Source organism: Shewanella marinintestina, assembly GCF_023283845.1.
Lineage (GTDB): Bacteria > Pseudomonadota > Gammaproteobacteria > Enterobacterales > Shewanellaceae > Shewanella > Shewanella marinintestina.
The window spans coordinates 126051-142287 of record NZ_JAKILC010000006.1 but is presented as its reverse complement, the minus strand read 5'-3'; the positions used below and the strand labels follow the sequence as shown (position 1 = coordinate 142287).

13 protein-coding genes are annotated in these 16237 nt (G+C 42.1%); 7 read left to right on the top strand and 6 right to left on the bottom strand.

Features of this window, described 5'->3' with window-relative positions; genetic code table 11:
* Window positions 1–260 precede the first annotated feature (260 nt).
* Genes phsA through nrfD form a run of 3 tightly spaced genes read left to right on the top strand, consistent with a single transcriptional unit; the run spans window position 261 to window position 4066 of the window.
* A complete protein-coding gene (gene phsA, locus L2747_RS08580) occupies window positions 261–2537 on the top strand; it encodes a thiosulfate reductase PhsA (protein WP_248998651.1) in 2277 nt (758 codons plus the stop codon).
* A gap of 12 nt (window positions 2538–2549) precedes the next feature.
* Window positions 2550–3122 (top strand): 4Fe-4S dicluster domain-containing protein, encoded by a 573-nt coding sequence (locus tag L2747_RS08575; protein WP_220780340.1) that lies wholly within the window; start codon window positions 2550–2552, stop codon window positions 3120–3122.
* Window positions 3119–4066 (top strand): NrfD/PsrC family molybdoenzyme membrane anchor subunit, encoded by a 948-nt coding sequence (gene nrfD / locus L2747_RS08570; protein ID WP_248998650.1) that lies wholly within the window; start codon window positions 3119–3121, stop codon window positions 4064–4066. The genes L2747_RS08575 and nrfD overlap by 4 nt, the downstream gene beginning before the upstream one ends.
* Before the next feature lie 615 nt (window positions 4067–4681).
* Here nrfD and L2747_RS08565 read toward each other — a convergent pair.
* A complete protein-coding gene (locus tag L2747_RS08565) occupies window positions 4682–5413 on the bottom strand; it encodes a DedA family protein (protein ID WP_248998649.1) in 732 nt (243 codons plus the stop codon).
* A gap of 682 nt (window positions 5414–6095) precedes the next feature.
* Here L2747_RS08565 and L2747_RS08560 point away from each other — a divergent pair.
* On the top strand, window positions 6096–6548 hold the full coding sequence (locus L2747_RS08560; RefSeq protein ID WP_248998648.1) for a DUF2127 domain-containing protein: 453 nt from the start codon (window positions 6096–6098) through the stop codon (window positions 6546–6548).
* Between the two features lie 39 nt (window positions 6549–6587).
* On the opposite strand, the gene L2747_RS08555 is transcribed toward L2747_RS08560, so the two are convergent.
* Complete coding sequence (locus L2747_RS08555) at window positions 6588–9011, bottom strand: PilZ domain-containing protein (protein ID WP_248998647.1); 2424 nt, start codon at window positions 9009–9011, stop codon at window positions 6588–6590.
* A gap of 138 nt (window positions 9012–9149) precedes the next feature.
* Here L2747_RS08555 and radA point away from each other — a divergent pair, with 138 nt between their 5' ends.
* Window positions 9150–10523, top strand: coding sequence for a DNA repair protein RadA (radA, locus tag L2747_RS08550; RefSeq protein ID WP_248998646.1), 1374 nt, complete (start codon window positions 9150–9152; stop codon window positions 10521–10523).
* Between the two features lie 59 nt (window positions 10524–10582).
* Here radA and L2747_RS08545 read toward each other — a convergent pair whose 3' ends face one another.
* Window positions 10583–10951: a PilZ domain-containing protein gene (locus tag L2747_RS08545; RefSeq protein WP_248998645.1), complete on the bottom strand. Its 369-nt coding sequence runs from the start codon at window positions 10949–10951 to the stop codon at window positions 10583–10585.
* Between the two features lie 159 nt (window positions 10952–11110).
* On the bottom strand, window positions 11111–11656 hold the full coding sequence (locus tag L2747_RS08540; RefSeq protein ID WP_248998644.1) for a YgjV family protein: 546 nt from the start codon (window positions 11654–11656) through the stop codon (window positions 11111–11113).
* A gap of 337 nt (window positions 11657–11993) precedes the next feature.
* Between L2747_RS08540 and L2747_RS08535 the strand changes: the two genes are divergently transcribed.
* A complete protein-coding gene (locus L2747_RS08535; RefSeq protein WP_248998643.1) occupies window positions 11994–13232 on the top strand; it encodes a DEAD/DEAH box helicase in 1239 nt (412 codons plus the stop codon).
* 331 nt (window positions 13233–13563) lie between these two features.
* Entirely contained in the window at window positions 13564–14922 is a 1359-nt protein-coding gene (locus L2747_RS08530; RefSeq protein WP_248998757.1) for an NCS2 family permease, read from the top strand.
* Window positions 14923–15258: 336 nt separating this feature from the next.
* On the opposite strand, the gene L2747_RS21490 is transcribed toward L2747_RS08530, so the two are convergent.
* Both L2747_RS21490 and L2747_RS21485 read right to left on the bottom strand, forming a co-directional pair.
* Window positions 15259–15717, bottom strand: coding sequence for a UDP-2,3-diacylglucosamine diphosphatase (locus L2747_RS21490; protein ID WP_346347779.1), 459 nt, complete (start codon window positions 15715–15717; stop codon window positions 15259–15261).
* Between the two features lie 3 nt (window positions 15718–15720).
* Window positions 15721–16134 carry a UDP-2,3-diacylglucosamine diphosphatase gene (locus tag L2747_RS21485; RefSeq protein ID WP_346347778.1) on the bottom strand — a complete coding sequence of 138 codons (414 nt, stop codon included), beginning with the start codon at window positions 16132–16134 and terminating at the stop codon, window positions 15721–15723.
* Window positions 16135–16237 lie beyond the last annotated feature (103 nt).

Below are 16237 nucleotides of genomic sequence, written 5' to 3'. Positions count from 1 at the left end.
CCCAATTATACCAAGCATTTTTCTTTATGTGGTTTACCACAATTTACAGTTTTTGGTCGCTGTGGTGGTGCAAAATTGAACTGTGAATTGCCTCACAATCCCACCTATCGGCTTATCAGTATGTGGTTTACCACAATATTTAATTTTTCTTGTCTCAATAACAATGATGAAAACCTTAGCAGTAGGTTGATTGCCAATCGCAGTTAACCCGAGCTTAATCCAGCGCTTTGCTAAGGATCATTGTCATTGGGAGATTTATCATGAGACTAGATCGGCGAACCTTCATTAAAGGAGCTGGAGCGGGTACTGCAACTTGCGCATTAGCCACGCTGCCGGGTTCTTTAGCCGCCCTTGGGCATTCTGAGTTACAAGGCAGCGCAGAGTCTGTTGCCAGTATTTGTGAAATGTGTTCAACCCGCTGTCCGATTTCTGCTCGCGTAGTGAATGGCAAAAACGTATCGATTTTGGGTAACAAGAATGCCAAGTCATTTGGTGGCGCAGTATGTGCCCGTGGCGGTGCGGGTCATAGTCAGCTTTATGATAAACAACGTATTGTTAAACCGTTAAAGCGTGTTGGTGAGCGTGGTGAAGGTAACTGGCAAGAAATTGAATGGGATGAAGCATACAGTATCATCGCTCAGAATCTGAATAAGATAAAAGCAGAGCATGGTGCAGAGACTGTCGCTTTCTCTTCTAAATCAGGCTCGTTATCGGGTCACTTATTTCATTTAGCCAAAGCTTTTGGTAGCCCAAATACTTTTACTCACGCATCTACTTGCCCAGGCAGTTATGTCATTGCTGCAAAAGCGATGTTTGGCGGTAAGATTAAACGCGACCTAAGCAACTCTAAGTACATCATTAACTTTGGTCATAACCTCTATGAAGGCATCAACATGTCTGAAACACGAGGTATGATGAATGCACAAATGGAGAAGGGCGCAAAGTTGGTGGTATTTGAACCACGTTTCTCTATTGTGGCCGATAAAGCTGACGAGTGGTACGCGATTAAGCCGGGTACAGATGTTGCGGTAGCCTTAGCGATTTGTCACACCTTAATTAGCGATGATTTATATGACAAAGACTTTGTGGCGCAATATGTGTCAGGTTTTGATGAATTTGCTAAAGAAGTTAAAGCCTATACACCAGAGTGGGCAGAATCTGTTAGTGATGTACCTGCAGAAGATATTCGTCGTATTACTCATGAATATGCAGCTGCGGCGCCGCATGCGCTAGTCGATTTTGGTCACCGCTCATCGTTTACTACCGAAGAGTTTGAAATGCGCCGTGCGTTATACGCCGCTAACGTATTAGTGGGCAATATTGAACGTAAAGGTGGTTTGTACTTCGGTAAAAAAGCGGCTAGTTATAACAAATATGCTGGCGACAGTGTGGCGCCAACCTTGGCAAAGCCAGGTGTTGAAGGTATGCCAAAAACTGACGCCAAGCGTATCGACATGGTTGATGAGCAATATGCGATGACTTGGTCGTCTGGTGGTATTTATCAAACCATTCTAGATGCCACTTTAGAGGCCGTGCCTTATCAGTTACGTGGCTGGGTCATGAGTCGTACCAACCCAATGCAAACCATGACAGATAGAGCCCGTATCGTTGAAACGATGCAAAAGCTTGATTTCATTGTTGCTTGCGATATCTATATCAGTGAATCAGCAGCTTATGCCGATATCTTCCTACCTGAATCAACTTATCTTGAGCGTGATGAAGAGATTGCAGACAAGTCAGGTAAGAACCCTGCTTATTACGTGCGTCAGCGCGTTGTAGAAACCATTGGTGATACCAAGCCAAGCTGGCAGATCTGGAAAGAGTTAGCCACAGAAATGGGTCAAGGTCAGTATTTCCCCTGGGAAAACATGGAAACTTTGCAGCTATTCCAAGTGCAACGTGATGTTAATTTACTCAGAAAAATTAAAGACGAAGGCTTTGTTAGTTTTGGTAAGCCATTAATGCTTCGTGAGCGGGGCATGGTTAAAGACTTTGTTGCAGCTTACCCTAACGCTAAGGCTGTGGATGCTGATGGCACCTACGGCAGCCAATTAAGCTTTAAAACGCCTAGTGGCAAGATTGAGTTGAGTTCGGAAAAAGTTGAGAAAATGGCGCCTGGTCGCGGTGTGATCCGTTACCGTGAAGTTACCATGAAAAAGGCCGATGAGCTGTTCTTTATCCAAGGCAAAGTTGCAGTTCACACCAACGCTGCGACTCAAAATGTGCCCATGCTAGCTAATCTGATGTCTGACAATGCTGTTTGGATCCACCCAATCACTGCTGGACTACTAAATATTTCTAGTGGCGATAAGATCCGTATCTTCAACGATACCGGTAGTGAAGAGGGCCATGCGCTTGTTACTCCGGGTATTCGTCCTGATACGGTATTTGCCTACATGGGCTGCGGCTCAAAGAACAAAGAACTGGCTCGTGCAACCGGTAAAGGTGTGCACTGCGGTAACTTACTTCCTCACGTGACTTCTCCGGTGACAGGTATGAACCTGCATACAACCGGCGTCAAGATTGCCAAGATTTAATCGGAGTTAATTATGACTAAGCGTTATGTTCTCGTACACGATGAAAACAAATGCATTGGCTGTCAGGCTTGTAATGTTGCTTGCCGCAGTGAAAACAATGTACCAGAGTCTGTGACTCGTATTCAGGTGAGAATTGAAGGCCCTTACGGTAACTTCCCACACCTACATTTTAAGTACAACCGCGTTTCATGTGAGCAATGTGAAAATGCACCTTGCGTTAAGGTATGTCCAACTGGCGCAGCTTACGTTAATGATGATGGCATAGTATCGATTAACGAAAAAAAGTGCGTCGGTTGCCTTTATTGTGTCGCAGCTTGTCCTTACAAAGTGCGATTTATTAACCCTGAAACGCGGGTGCCAGATAAGTGTGACTTCTGTAAAGAAAGCCGCTTAGCACGAGGTGAAGAGCCAGCGTGTGTCACTGTATGTCCAACTCAAGCTTTGGTATTCGGTGACGCTAACGATATGAACTCTGAAGTGCGTAAAGTGCTAGACACCAAGAATCATTACCAACAAAAGGTAAACCTTGGCACTGAGCCACGTGTTTATCGCATTCCTAGCCGTAAAGGAGGGATCACAGCATGAACAATATCTGGGGCTCAATGGAACAATACGATCCGGTAGTGTGGAACTGGATCATCGCAGTGTACTTATTTATGGCGGGTCTATCTGCAGGCTCTATGCTGGTGGCTATAGGGCTGAAATGGTACAAGCAAAGCCGAGGTCAACCTACTGAAGGTTTACCAGTGATTAAAGCGGCAGCGGTTATTGGCCCGGTCGCAATTTGTTTGGGTATGGCGTTGCTAGTGCTGGATTTGACTAAGCCATTTGAGTTTTATCATATCCTGCTAAATTACAATCTAACCTCTGTGATGGCCTGGGGAGTAATTGCTCTACTCATTTATATTCCACTGGTGTTTGTGTTTGCCGCGCTAGTGTTTGAAAAGCTAGTTCTGCAATATGCACCTTGGCTTGAGGGGACACTAAAAGTGTGTCGTCAGGTGGAAAATAGTCTTAATAAACTTATTTTCGCTCTGGGTCTTGGTGTCGGTGTATATACAGGCTTCTTATTATCGGCAATGATCAGTTACCCAATCTTGAACACGGCTGTACTGCCTGCATTGTTCTTAGCGTCAGCGCTATCTGTTGGCTCAGCGGGTAATATCTTAGTGGCGACTTTGTTCTTTAGTAAGAAAGAGTCTGACTGTATTGAACAGGTTCATCGTATTGAGTACCCAGTGGCCTTTAACGAAGCACTTTGTTTGGTACTACTGTTTGTAGGTCTTAACTTTTCGGGCCCAGCAGCTCAGGCAGCGACAGCGGCAATTACGACAGGTACTTGGGCCAGTGTGTTCTGGTTAGGCGTGGTCGGTTTAGGGCTTGTAGTGCCAGTGCTTGCCAGTACGGTAGCACCTAAGGCATGGCGCCACACCAAAGGCTTCTTAATCACGGTATCTTGTAGCACTATTCTTGGTGTACTTGCATTGAGACACTTTGTTGTTTACGCAGGTCAAAGCTATATTAGTTAAGTCAAAAACCTTTAAATTACTATTGTAATTAATGTGTAAGAAAGTCCAAACAAATGTTTGGGCTTTTTTTTGGGATTTATTCGCGATAGCAGTTTGAGTACAGGTTATTACGATTACTTTGGATTTATTGTTTATTAAACAGGTGCTTAAGAGTTTATGTGTGCTTGTTAGGATGGCGTTTTAACTGTGCTGGTATAACTGCGCGCTAACGCGAAGTTAGAAGCCTAAACGTTTGTTGTTTTACTCTCTAAAGCCAATCAGGTAGTTGAGAGCTTTTTGGTCGCTACTTATTGGCTAAATCATTCATGAATACAGCAATATGCCTTTAGTGCTGAGACTTGTCTCGCATCTGAAGTAGTGCTGTAGTTAACCAAATTAGTCTAGCTGCTGAAATAAGTACTTAAAGATAATATTTTGCATAAGTACTTATCTCTAATTAGTACTTTATATAAGCACTTAAATATCAGCGTTATACATAGATTTATTTATGTTGGTGGCGTGTATTGATACGAGTTTAGTGAGTAGGGGGGATGGACAGTTTAAGGTTTTATCTTGGAAAGGACATATAAAAAGCCACCGCTTGGGTGGCTTAAATTACTCGGCTATTCTGGGTGATTACTTGATGGTTTTTTTCAATACTGGCTGCGCTTTCGGTAACACCGCCTCTTGAATTATTTCACTGACAATCGGCTTTCTAGCGCGTCTTTTCTTTATGATAAAACGGCTAAGCAAGCTGACTATGGCAATACCAAGTGTGATAAATGGCGCAATGATTAGCACCATAGTTACAACTCGAGCAATACCTTCAGGTAGATAAGACAGTGCATAGCCAAAGCCCAGTAATAATGCACACCAAATAAAGGCACTTAACCATGCAAAATAATGAAAATTAGATACTTTCTTAATGTGTAGCCCCATCATTAACGGTAACAAAGGGCGTACAACCGGTATAAAACGTGCGGTAAATAGAGCTAATAAACCGTGTTTATTTAATAAGTTATCAACCGTCTTCATACGGTTTTCCGGTACGGCATCAATCCAGCGTTGGATCTTAGGTAATTTGTGCAGCCATTGGCCTTGTATAAAGGCGAGCCAACTTCCAGTCGCGCCAGCAATGACGAGTGCTGCAAATACCAAAGGAAAACTGATGATCCCGGCAGCGGCTAAACTACCTGATAAGATGACGACACTATCACAGGGCATAGGGGCTGCTGGAAGAAATGCGCTTTCAAGCCAAATTAAGGTGAATACGCAAACGTATATCATGGTTGCGCTGCCAGGACTTTGCAATAAAGCGAAATCTTGCTGCCAAAGAGCTGTAATGACTGAGACAAATGAATCTAGCATTGCCGGTGTTCCTAAGTGGGCCTGATGCTCAAAGCTATTATTAAATAATACAATAGTTTGAGTGGGTAACTAAAGGGATTTGCTATTGGTGTGTTGAATGTTAGATCGTTGTCAAACCTTCATCATTTTCTATGCGCAAACCGCCTGAGTTCGCACTATACCTCAGGATTAAACGATGCTAATTAACTATTCATCTTCATTAATAAAAATACATCTTCAGTTAATCAGAAATTCATTAATGCTTATTTATCCATCAATGGCAGTTGCAAGCCAAACCTTTCTAATCTGTCAATATGGTCAACGTATGGATAAAAGCTTGGGTTACATTGTTAGCTGTTGTGGCAGCAGTATAGGGAGGCATTTTAAATCCACTCGCATGTATTGCTATGCTAACTATATTGGTTGTTTAAGCAAAATGATTGCCACAGAACGGCTTACACCAAATAGTTGTTTTAACTAGCATAATGGTTTTGTAGGGCAAATAATAATTCTGTAAATTGGAGTTTTTTTAGTTTCTACTATTGAGGTATGCAGTAATAACAACATTAAACTAGGTTAATGTTGCACTAAGCTGGTGATATTGGCATAAAATAGCGGCCTGTAAGGCTCGTAATTATAAGCGAGAGCATTTGCCAGCCAGATGCTTTGGCATTGAGTTGCATTGGTATAGAGAAAAGTAATTATGTTGGTAGTTAATAGAGGCCTAAAAGCAGTTGCTTTACTTGAGGCGACAAAAGGCTTGTTATCGGTAATGGTCATTTTTGGCTTACATAAGCTAGCAGGCGAGAATTTGCAGCAGTGTGTCGAGGCGTTAATTAGTCACTCCCATTTAAACCCAGCTAATCATCTGTTACAGGAAGTGGTTACAGAAGCGGGTAAAATCAGTGCAAGCAATCTTAGTTTAGTCATGGCTGGAGCTGCACTCTATGCCGCAGTGCGTTTTATCGAGGCATATGGCCTTTGGCGCAGCCTACTTTGGACCGAATGGTTTGCATTATTAAGCGGCGCAATTTACTTACCATTTGAGATCTATGGGCTCTTTACTAAGCCCGGTTTATTAACGTTTGCGGTCTTGGTAACTAATATCGTGGTTGTAGGGTATATGTATCGAGTGATTAAGCATAAACCGAGTTAGTTGTTTGCCTACTCGGTTTTATAGAAATTAAGAGTTGTTTTATTTTAGACGTTGTTGAGAGCCAAGTTCAGGATAACGCATGATAACTTCGCTAGTAATATCTAAAAACTCACCAACGCCAATAATATTCCATAGCTGCTCTTCGAGCTTCTTGGCTCGATGTGAAGCATAGACACTTAAGTACTCTCGTTCACGACGTATGTAATTGAGATCGGGTTTACCTGCTGCGCCTCGATAGACTCGTAGCGCGATAAACTCACCGAGTTCTTGGCTGCGTTTGATGAAATTAATTTGCTGTTTTTTATCTGGCAAATCAATATCACTAATACAGTGTACTTTGATTTTCCCTTGTGACAGACGAGACAACTGCACAAAAACTTCAAAATGAGTTAAGCCATATTGTGGCTTTGCGGCTCTAATAGGAGTAATAAAGTCTCGTTTTAATTTGTCGTCATGCAGCAAAGGACTTAAATCATATCTGAGTGTGTTGTCAGTTTTTGATGCAAAAAGGTTTGCGATATCATTATTTTCAGTACCGATACCTAATGTTGAAAGCCGTGCCGACTTTTCTGTTCGTTCAACAAAATATGGTAAAGATGCAAGTTTTCGCATCGCAATATTTTTCATGCCATCAGCGAGCTCTTTACCGTCCTGATTGTTATCTGTTAACTGCTCTAGTTTTTCACGGTTATGCCTAATGAGTCGGTTCAAAAACTCAACCCCTGCATGAGGAGTGTGCTCAACTATTGCAGATAGATGTAAAGTGACCCCATTTTTTCGAGTTCGTAGTAAGCGGTAAGGCAATTGCTGTAATGATACTTTTCCTGCAAGTGTTTGTAGCTTTGGAAAGCTGATGGCAATCGGCTCCGCACTATTAAAGTCGGCCTGACTTGTGAGCGTTAGCTTCATACCACGACTCGAAATATCATCAGTACTGGCAATTGCGCTCAAGCTACCTTGGTTTAGCTGCACTGCGGTTTTAAAAGCAAACCGTGATTCATTGCGTCGCTCACTAAATTGCAATGAGATGAACTTCAATAAATGTTGGCTAACTTTCTGTTGACCAAAGATTTTCAACTCATTCACGCTGGGTGGGTTATCATCAGCTTTTAGAATTTTATCCCACTCTTGATATTGCTCTGCAGCATCTGGATTGGTCACATCAATAATTTGTAGTACATGACTAAAAGCGCCTAATTGAGCTTCAATTTTTGGTGAATAATTACCTTGGTCTCCGGGTAAGATGCAGGCTTTATACGACTGTAGGTGATCGATAGTTTGCTTAGTTACCCTAAACATCTTAAAGCTTGGTTTAGTTGCTGCAAAACTTAAGAACAGAGCCAAAAATCGGCTATTATTTAGCTCTGCTAAGCTCGCAGAATAGTAATATTTAGCCCCTTGAGCACTAAAAATAAAACTGAAAAACTGACAATGCTCACTTGCGTCATCAGATTCAATAATATGTTTAAGTCTTGTTGGCGATAGAAATGCAGTTAGCTGGCTAATGTCATCTTCATCTTTAAAATATTGACTTATGTTTTGGTTTTCTCGGCTTAGTAAAGCATGACTCAGCTGATATGTTGTCGTTTCACTATCAACCTTTTGTTGAATAAACAAAGGAAGATGTGGCAGATTTGGCAGATAGTAGCGTTCAAAACCAAGGCCTTTACTGCTAGTTAGCACATCATTGACGTCGACCTTATAACGATACTTATGGCCAATAATCAACTTTTTGAGCATCTCGCTCAAAGCTTCTGAACCCGATATGCGCTTGAGTCTTAGCCAGCTATATTCTCTGTTCTGTTCGACATCAACGATTTGATAGTCCACACCATGTTGCAGATCGTGATGATAATATTCATCACTGAGTTCCAGCAATTTAACTCTAATAGGTTGATAAGTTTTTAGGCTATGCTTTGCCGGAAGGCGAATGCGTGCGCCGCCAACGGATAGGTCGACGGTAATTCCATTTAACGATTGCTCTGCTTGAGAGACGTTAATACGCATACTGTAATTCATACGCTCTTCACTACGCGCAAAATAACTACCTAAAACAACGCCATCGGCAACAAAAGGCGAGATATTCGCTTCAATATTTAATTGCTTGGCTTTACGTAGCTTCAAAATGCGTTGCTTATGGCTAGCAATAACTTGCTCATAAACACCTAGTGTATATTCGTCCCGGTATAGGGCAATAGCTTCTAAAAAGCTTTCTTTAGCAGGGGCATCTAAATAGTGACGTTGCTGAGCGAAGGCAAATTCCTCGCATTCAAGTTCAGTCTTATTGCGTAAATCAATATTACGGGTACAGATTGAAGCAAGGCGGTTAAGTTCCATTTTTAGCAAAAAGCGAGTAGAGCTAGTCTCTGTAGAAGTAAGCTGCTCAAATAGTTCCTGAAAATCAGGCTCCATTAATAGCGGTTTTAACTGTTCAACTAGGGCTTTATGCAGATCTAAGGTCATTAATCACTTCTTTTGGATGCTAAAAACGCCAATGGCTGATAGGCTCATAGGCAACTTTTAAGGGGACTATCCCAACTTTAATTAGTATCGGCCAATATTGGCATTACTTTACCGATTTTATGTGATTTAGACAGGGCTATGGCAAAGATTAAAACAGCTTATGTATGTAATGAGTGTGGGCAGGACTTTCCACGTTGGCAGGGGCAATGTAGTGCTTGTCAGGAGTGGAACACCATTAGCGAACTTAAAATTTCGGCTGCAAAACCAGCGCGAGCAGCCGTTTCTGGCTACGCTGGTTCTGTTGGTGGCGGCTCAAAAAAGCTTAATGAAATTGAAGAGTTTGAAGCGCAGAAAATGCTTACTGGGATCGGCGAGTTGGACCGGGTGCTTTGTGGAGGCTTAACAACAGGTTCCGTTAATATTATTTCAGGCGATCCTGGAGCAGGTAAAACTACGATTTTATCGGATCTCGTATCGCGTATGTCGCAGTTGATGCCATCGCTTTACTGCACAGCAGAAGAGTCATTATCTCAGTTTAAAAACCGAGTTAACCGGTTAAAGCTCGATTGTAATGAAGACAATTTGTACTTAATGGCCGAAACCAGTGTCGAAGCGATTATTGCAGAGCTTGAAGATAAGAAGATCAAGTTTGCGGTTATTGATTCTATTCAGGCAGTAGTTACCGATTTAGCTAATGGTAGCCCAGGATCTCCGTCGCAGGTTAAGGGCAGTGCCCAAGCATTAACTCAGTATTGTAAACAAAATAATGTGACTATGTTTTTAGTTGCTCACGTGAATAAGAATAACGAAACTGCAGGACCGCAAACCTTAATTCACATAGTAGATTGTTTGACACATATTGAATGTAATGATGGTCAAGTTCGTACCCTCAGAGCGAACAAAAACCGTTTTGGTGATGTCGATACCGTGGGCATTTTTAAAATGACAGAGCGCGGTATGATCAGTGTCGATAATCCGAGTGAGATATTTCTATCGGGCTCAAGCACAGAATCTCCGGGGGCGGCGATCACTTGTATTCGTAAGGGAAACCGAAATCTATTACTCGAAATTCAATGTTTAACCACAGAAACTGAAGCTGAGTTCCCTCAACGTGTATGTGTTGGTTTGAATATGAACCGAATTAAGATGCTAACAGGTATTTTACGCAAGCATACTAAGACTAAGATATTTCACGATACTTACTTTAATTTGGTTGGCGGCCTTAAAATTGATGAGTCTGAGACTTGTATCGATTTAGCATTAGTGACGGCATTACTGAGTAGTTTAAATGATTTTGTCGTGCCAAGAACTACCTGCATTATGGGAGAGCTTAGTCTTAATGGCGACGTACGCCCAATTGACAGTGGCGTACCTAGGGTAAAAGAAGCGGTACAGCATGGCTTTACTGAAATCTTTATTCCTTTTCGCAACTACCATAAATCGATGGAAGGTGCGGGCGCTAAGATTATTCCCATAAAGACAATTCATGAATTACTTGAGTTAATTAACTAACGATATAAAAACACCGCATTTATTGCGGTGTTTTGTATTTATTGTCTTTGTTATGCTATTTAAGATTTACCATCTAAGGCAAAAAGGCGCTCTAATTCGCGGTCTAATAATGAAGCATCACCGAGGTTAAGCTCGAGTAATCGGCGTAAGTGACTAATGCTTTCAACATCGATATGTTGGCAAGCTAAGCCTAGTTGATTGTCTCTTTGGTGAACAACCCGCACCTGCATTTGAATGCAAATTTCAGAGTCATGGATCATAAACTCAAGCGTCAGCGCGTTATCGTTAAGTTCGAGCCCTATAGGTCGCTCAATTAAGGCCCCATTCAAGCTGATATCCAGTAGTTGAGTTTGCCAGCACTTTCGAGTACTAATCAGTTTAGCGTCGGCTGTTAATATTAGCCGCGAAAACTGTCGTCTATCATCCATATCGATCCTTGAGCTTGCAGCATGCTGAGCTACTGCTTTATTTTATTAGTTGTAAATATTTTGCAAAGGTGGCATCACCATATGCTAAGTGATTGTGATTATACATATTTAAAGATGGAAGTGTTGTTTTTTAAAACAGTTATTAACGGTTAGCTGCACTTAAAGTGCAGGCTCTGAATCGTAGCTAACCGTTTTCTGCGGCACTAAGCTATAAGTCAAAATAATAATGGTTACTAGTTGATAAGCGATACCAGACCAAGAGCTAAGATAGGCTGATAGTGTCAAATTAAGCATATTGCTGAACAGCATTGCAAAGCGTAGTTTTGCTCCAGCGCAGTAAAACAGGGCAAAGCTCATAACTATCGCACTCGCAACAGCGCACCATTCACTCCAATGCTCAGCCAATGTGAGGCCTTGAACTAACGCCGCTGTGGCAAATAACACTGGCAAACAATGAATTCGACGTTGAGTTAATGTTGTGAAGTGACGGCTACAGGCAAAACGAAATAGGTTAAGGAGCTGGTTCATCATTCCCAAACTACTACCAAGTAACCCAAGATGAGCGGCGGTAAGCCCTGAGGCGATAACATTACCAGATAGCAACTGCTGATCATTTTTTTGTGCGTTGGCCCACCAACCTATAGCCATTGAAACAAAGCCCAACGCTTGAACCCATAATAACGCTTGATGTGATAACTCGAACACTAAACAGTAAAACCTAATGTACTTTAAAAACAGCTCGCCATTGTCTACTTTTTGCACTTGGTAACTGTGATCATCAACTCGCTATTGTTTATTTGTTGCTCGGTTAATCTGTAAAGTGTGAGTGAGATCGCTAAATGTCGCTGTTAAGCGGTTCTGTTGGAGATATTGAGTCGTCAAAATTGACGTTTGGCAAAACAGATTTAATAAGCTCAAAAAATTTGTGATATCCGATTGTCAGCAGTTTGATGAGTATTGAGCGCAATGAGCATTGCGAGTTACAGTGTTTTTTCTGGTAAACTTCAGCATAATTTACCTGTTTACTTCAAGGATTGTCAGCGTGTCATTTTCATCACTTGCTTTAAGTGACAAACTTTTAAGCGTGCTTGCACAAAAAGGCTATCAGCAGCCAACGGCGATTCAAATTGAGGCTATCCCGGCAATTATAGCTGGCCAAGACATTATGGCGAGTGCGCAAACAGGGACGGGGAAAACCGCTGCATTTACTTTACCTATATTGCAACAATTACTCGATCTAACAAAGTCTGATTCAACGGAAGAAGCTAAGCAGCCAAAAGTGTTGGTGTTAACGCCTACTCGTGAGCTCGCTGTGCAAGTGAGTACTAACGTTAACCAATATGCTGTAAATACAGATATCACCAGTTTAGTCATATACGGTGGGGTGAGTATCGATGCGCAGGCGTCTAAGTTAGCAGCAGGCGTTGATGTGATTGTCGCAACACCAGGGCGTTTATTAGATCACGTTCGTCGCGGTTCATTGCATCTCTCAACGATAAAATATTTAGTGTTTGATGAAGCCGACCGTATGCTTGATATGGGCTTTATGGATGAGATTAGCGCTATTCTCAAACAGCTGCCAGCAAAACGGCAAACCATGTTGTTTTCAGCCACGTTTAGCAGCGCAATTTTTGACTTAAGTAAAAAATTGCTCCATAAACCACTTCGGATTGAAGTTGATAAGGCGAATAGTGCATCAGGAAGTGTTGAGCAAGTTGTTTATGCCGTCGATAGTGACCGTAAGGTTGCGCTACTTTGTCATTTAATTAATAAGAACGATTGGCACCAAGTACTTATATTTAGTCGTAAAAAGCAAACTGCGGATCAGATTGCAGAAAAAATGCTTGCATCGGGCATTGAAACTAAGGCGTTTCATGGTGATTTGGGACAAGGAGCTCGTGAGCAAGTGCTTAACGACTTTAAGCAAGGAAAAATTAAAGCTTTAGTGGCTACAGATGTCGCGGCTCGTGGCTTGGATATTGTTGAACTTAAAGTGGTGGTTAATTATGAGATCCCGTTTGTTGCCGAAGATTTTGTACATCGTATAGGTCGAACTGGCCGTGCAGGTAATACAGGTACAGCAATAACACTCTATAGCGAAGATGACGCCTTGTTACTTGAAGAGGTTGAGTCAGTCTTAGATAAACGTTTGCCACAACAGTGGTTAGCTGGTTTTGAGCCAGACTTAACTAAGATGGAAGAACCTAGCCGTAAAAATAGTAAAGCGGCTCAAAGACAAAGAGCTAAAAAGCGTGCTTTAGGTGGCAAGAAACGTCGTTAAGCAGCGAATTGCACTGATTGTTTTTAAGCAAGATAGCGATAATGCCTATTACAGATACCGTAGTAGGCATTTTTTGTTGATGGTTATCAAAAAAGTTTGCAGTAAACTATTGCCGAGAACTTGATTGCTGTAAACTCCGCGCCAACAAAGGCTGTGTTGGTAAGAGTAAATTTTACCAGGCATTTTTTGCTCGCAGGTCACTGTCGCTTATACAGGCGTCAGTGGATCTCTCACCCGATATTGTTAGTCGGGGCTCTACCTGCCATAGCCTTGTCCCCAACTGAGCTCAGTTGGTTTAGCCCAATTTAAGAGATCAAAAGGTATAACAATGATGAAGTCTGATCAGGCTCAAGCAAGCGCTACAACTCCTAACGATTCATTTCTGGATCGCTACTTCAATATTTCTGCTCGTGGAAGTACATTAAGACGCGAAGTTATCGCAGGATTAACCACGTTTCTAGCCATGGTGTACTCGGTTATTGTTGTACCGAATATGCTAGGTGCAGCCGGTTTTGATACCGGTGCAGTATTTGTTGCCACCTGTTTAATTGCTGCATTTGGTTCATTGCTAATGGGCTTGTGGGCAAATTTGCCGATGGCGATTGGCTGCGCAATTTCATTAACCGCATTTACCGCATTTAGTATGGTACTCGGTCAAGGGATCTCAATTCCTGTGACATTAGGTGCTATTTTCTTAATGGGTATCGTATTTACGTTAGTGAGTGTTACGGGTGTACGTCAGTGGGTACTGACTAATCTTCCTAAAGGTATCGCACACGGTACCGGTATTGGTATTGGTCTGTTTCTATTATTAATTGCTACTAATAGCGTCAAGTTAATTGTGGCAAACGAGACAGGCTTGCCAGTCGCTTTAGGTGATATTCATAGCTTACCTGTTATTGCAACCGTTATTGGTCTCGCGGCGACGATTGGTTTAGAGCGCCGGGGTATGCCAGGCGGTATTTTGTTGGTGATTATCGCTTTATCTATTTTTGGCTTAATCTTTGACCCAAGCGTGACTTACCAAGGTTTGTTTGCATTACCAGACCTTATGTCTGACAAGTCACTTATTGGTCAACTTGATATCATGGGAGCGCTAAACCCAGTGGTATTACCTATCGTATTAGCCCTTGTGATGACAGCCATTTTTGATGCAACAGGCACTATTCGTGCCGTTGCTGGTCAAGCTGAGTTGTTAGATGATAAAGACAATATTATTGGTGGCGGTAAAGCACTTACCTCTGATTCGGTAAGTAGTATATTTGCTGGTGCCGTTGGTGGCGCTCCGGCTGCTGTTTATATTGAATCTGCTGCTGGTACTGCTGCTGGTGGTAAAACAGGTCTAACAGCAACCATAGTTGGTTTGCTATTTTTATTGATGATGTTCCTAGCGCCTCTTAGTTACTTAGTACCTGCTTATGCAACTGCGCCGGCACTCATGTATGTAGGCTTGTTGATGTTGAGCAATGTGACTAAGCTTGATTTTAACGACAAAGTAGATGCAATGGCGGGACTAACTTGCGCTGTATTTATCATCTTAAGCTGTAATATCGTGACCGGTATTATGCTTGGCTTTGTGACGTTAGTCATTGGCCGTATTTGCAGTGGTGAATGGCGTCAAATTAAGTTGGGTGTACTGGCTATTACGATTGGCTTAGTCGCATTTTATATGGGTGGCTGGGCGATTTAATCATCTAGGCTTATGTTTTAAGATACTCGTACAAGCCAGTCAGCAGTGACTGGCTTTTTTATTGCGCGTGGCTATTGATATAGGGTTATCGATGAATAGCTCTTTTGATAAAGAACGCTCGATTAAAGCACCTAGCAGCTAAAATTGATGCTAGCTCAATAGCTCAATCATCGTTTAGTTATAGCACTTACCGGTGGTAATCTAGCTAACGACTGTGCTTTGGGTTTTAGTTTATTTGTGCGGCTTTATTGACGGCAAATATCATGATTATTGTCATAATAATGAACAAGAAATATAGCAATAGATTTTGAGTAGGTTTGAACATTAGCATTTTAATTATGCGACGCGTTTGACCTTTTTTGATGTTTCTTGTGAGGGGAACTGATGGGAGCTAATCAGCACTGCAGTTTGTTGCCATTGAAATAGTTGGATATCACCCTGACGTGACTCTGCGACAAATGTGCAGTTTTCCACCCAATCACCATCATTGATGTAGAGTATTTTGTTATCAAATTTGATTGCAGGCTGGTGGATATGGCCGCAGATCACCCCGTCAACATTCTTTGTCCGAGCATAACGAATGACTGCTGACTGATAGTCGTTAATTGCTTGCTGAGCTTTACCTATTTTGAGTTTTACATAGCTAGCCAGCGACCAATAAGGATAACCCAATAGACTGCGCACTTTGTGCAGGCCGCGATTTAAGAAAAGCAGTAAATCGTATAGGTGATCACCGAGCTTTGCATAAGCGCGACCAATACAGACCTCTGAGTCAAATTGATCACCGTGCAACATCAGTCATTTGTGGCCGTTTACCCCGCAATGTATATATTCATTAAAGATGGATAAATCCCACAAGTGAAAGCCGCTATAGGGCTTTAATACTTCGTCGTGGTTACCAGGAATATAAACCACTTTTACGCCATCACGAGCCATTTTTAGAAACTGTTGCAGCACTTTATTATGAGACTCAGGCCAGTAAACACGACGCTTGAGCGCCCATACATCAAAGATGTCACCAACGAGGTATAAAGATTCGGTTTCAAGTTGTTGTAGAAACTGCAATAGATACTCTGCTTTACAGTCTTTGCTACCTAAATGTACATCGGACAACCAGATAGCGTTAACGCAAATCGATGCTATATCTGAGTTGATAGGGCTAACGGAATTAGTGCATGAAAAGCGCGATTTTTCGTGTGGCTGCTTGCTCATAGACTTGCCATATCAGGGGGGTGATGGCGCTAGCGTAAAAGAGCTTGTTGACGGCAAGATGAACGATTTGTGGCAGCTTTATGACGTGCTGCAACTAAGTTGA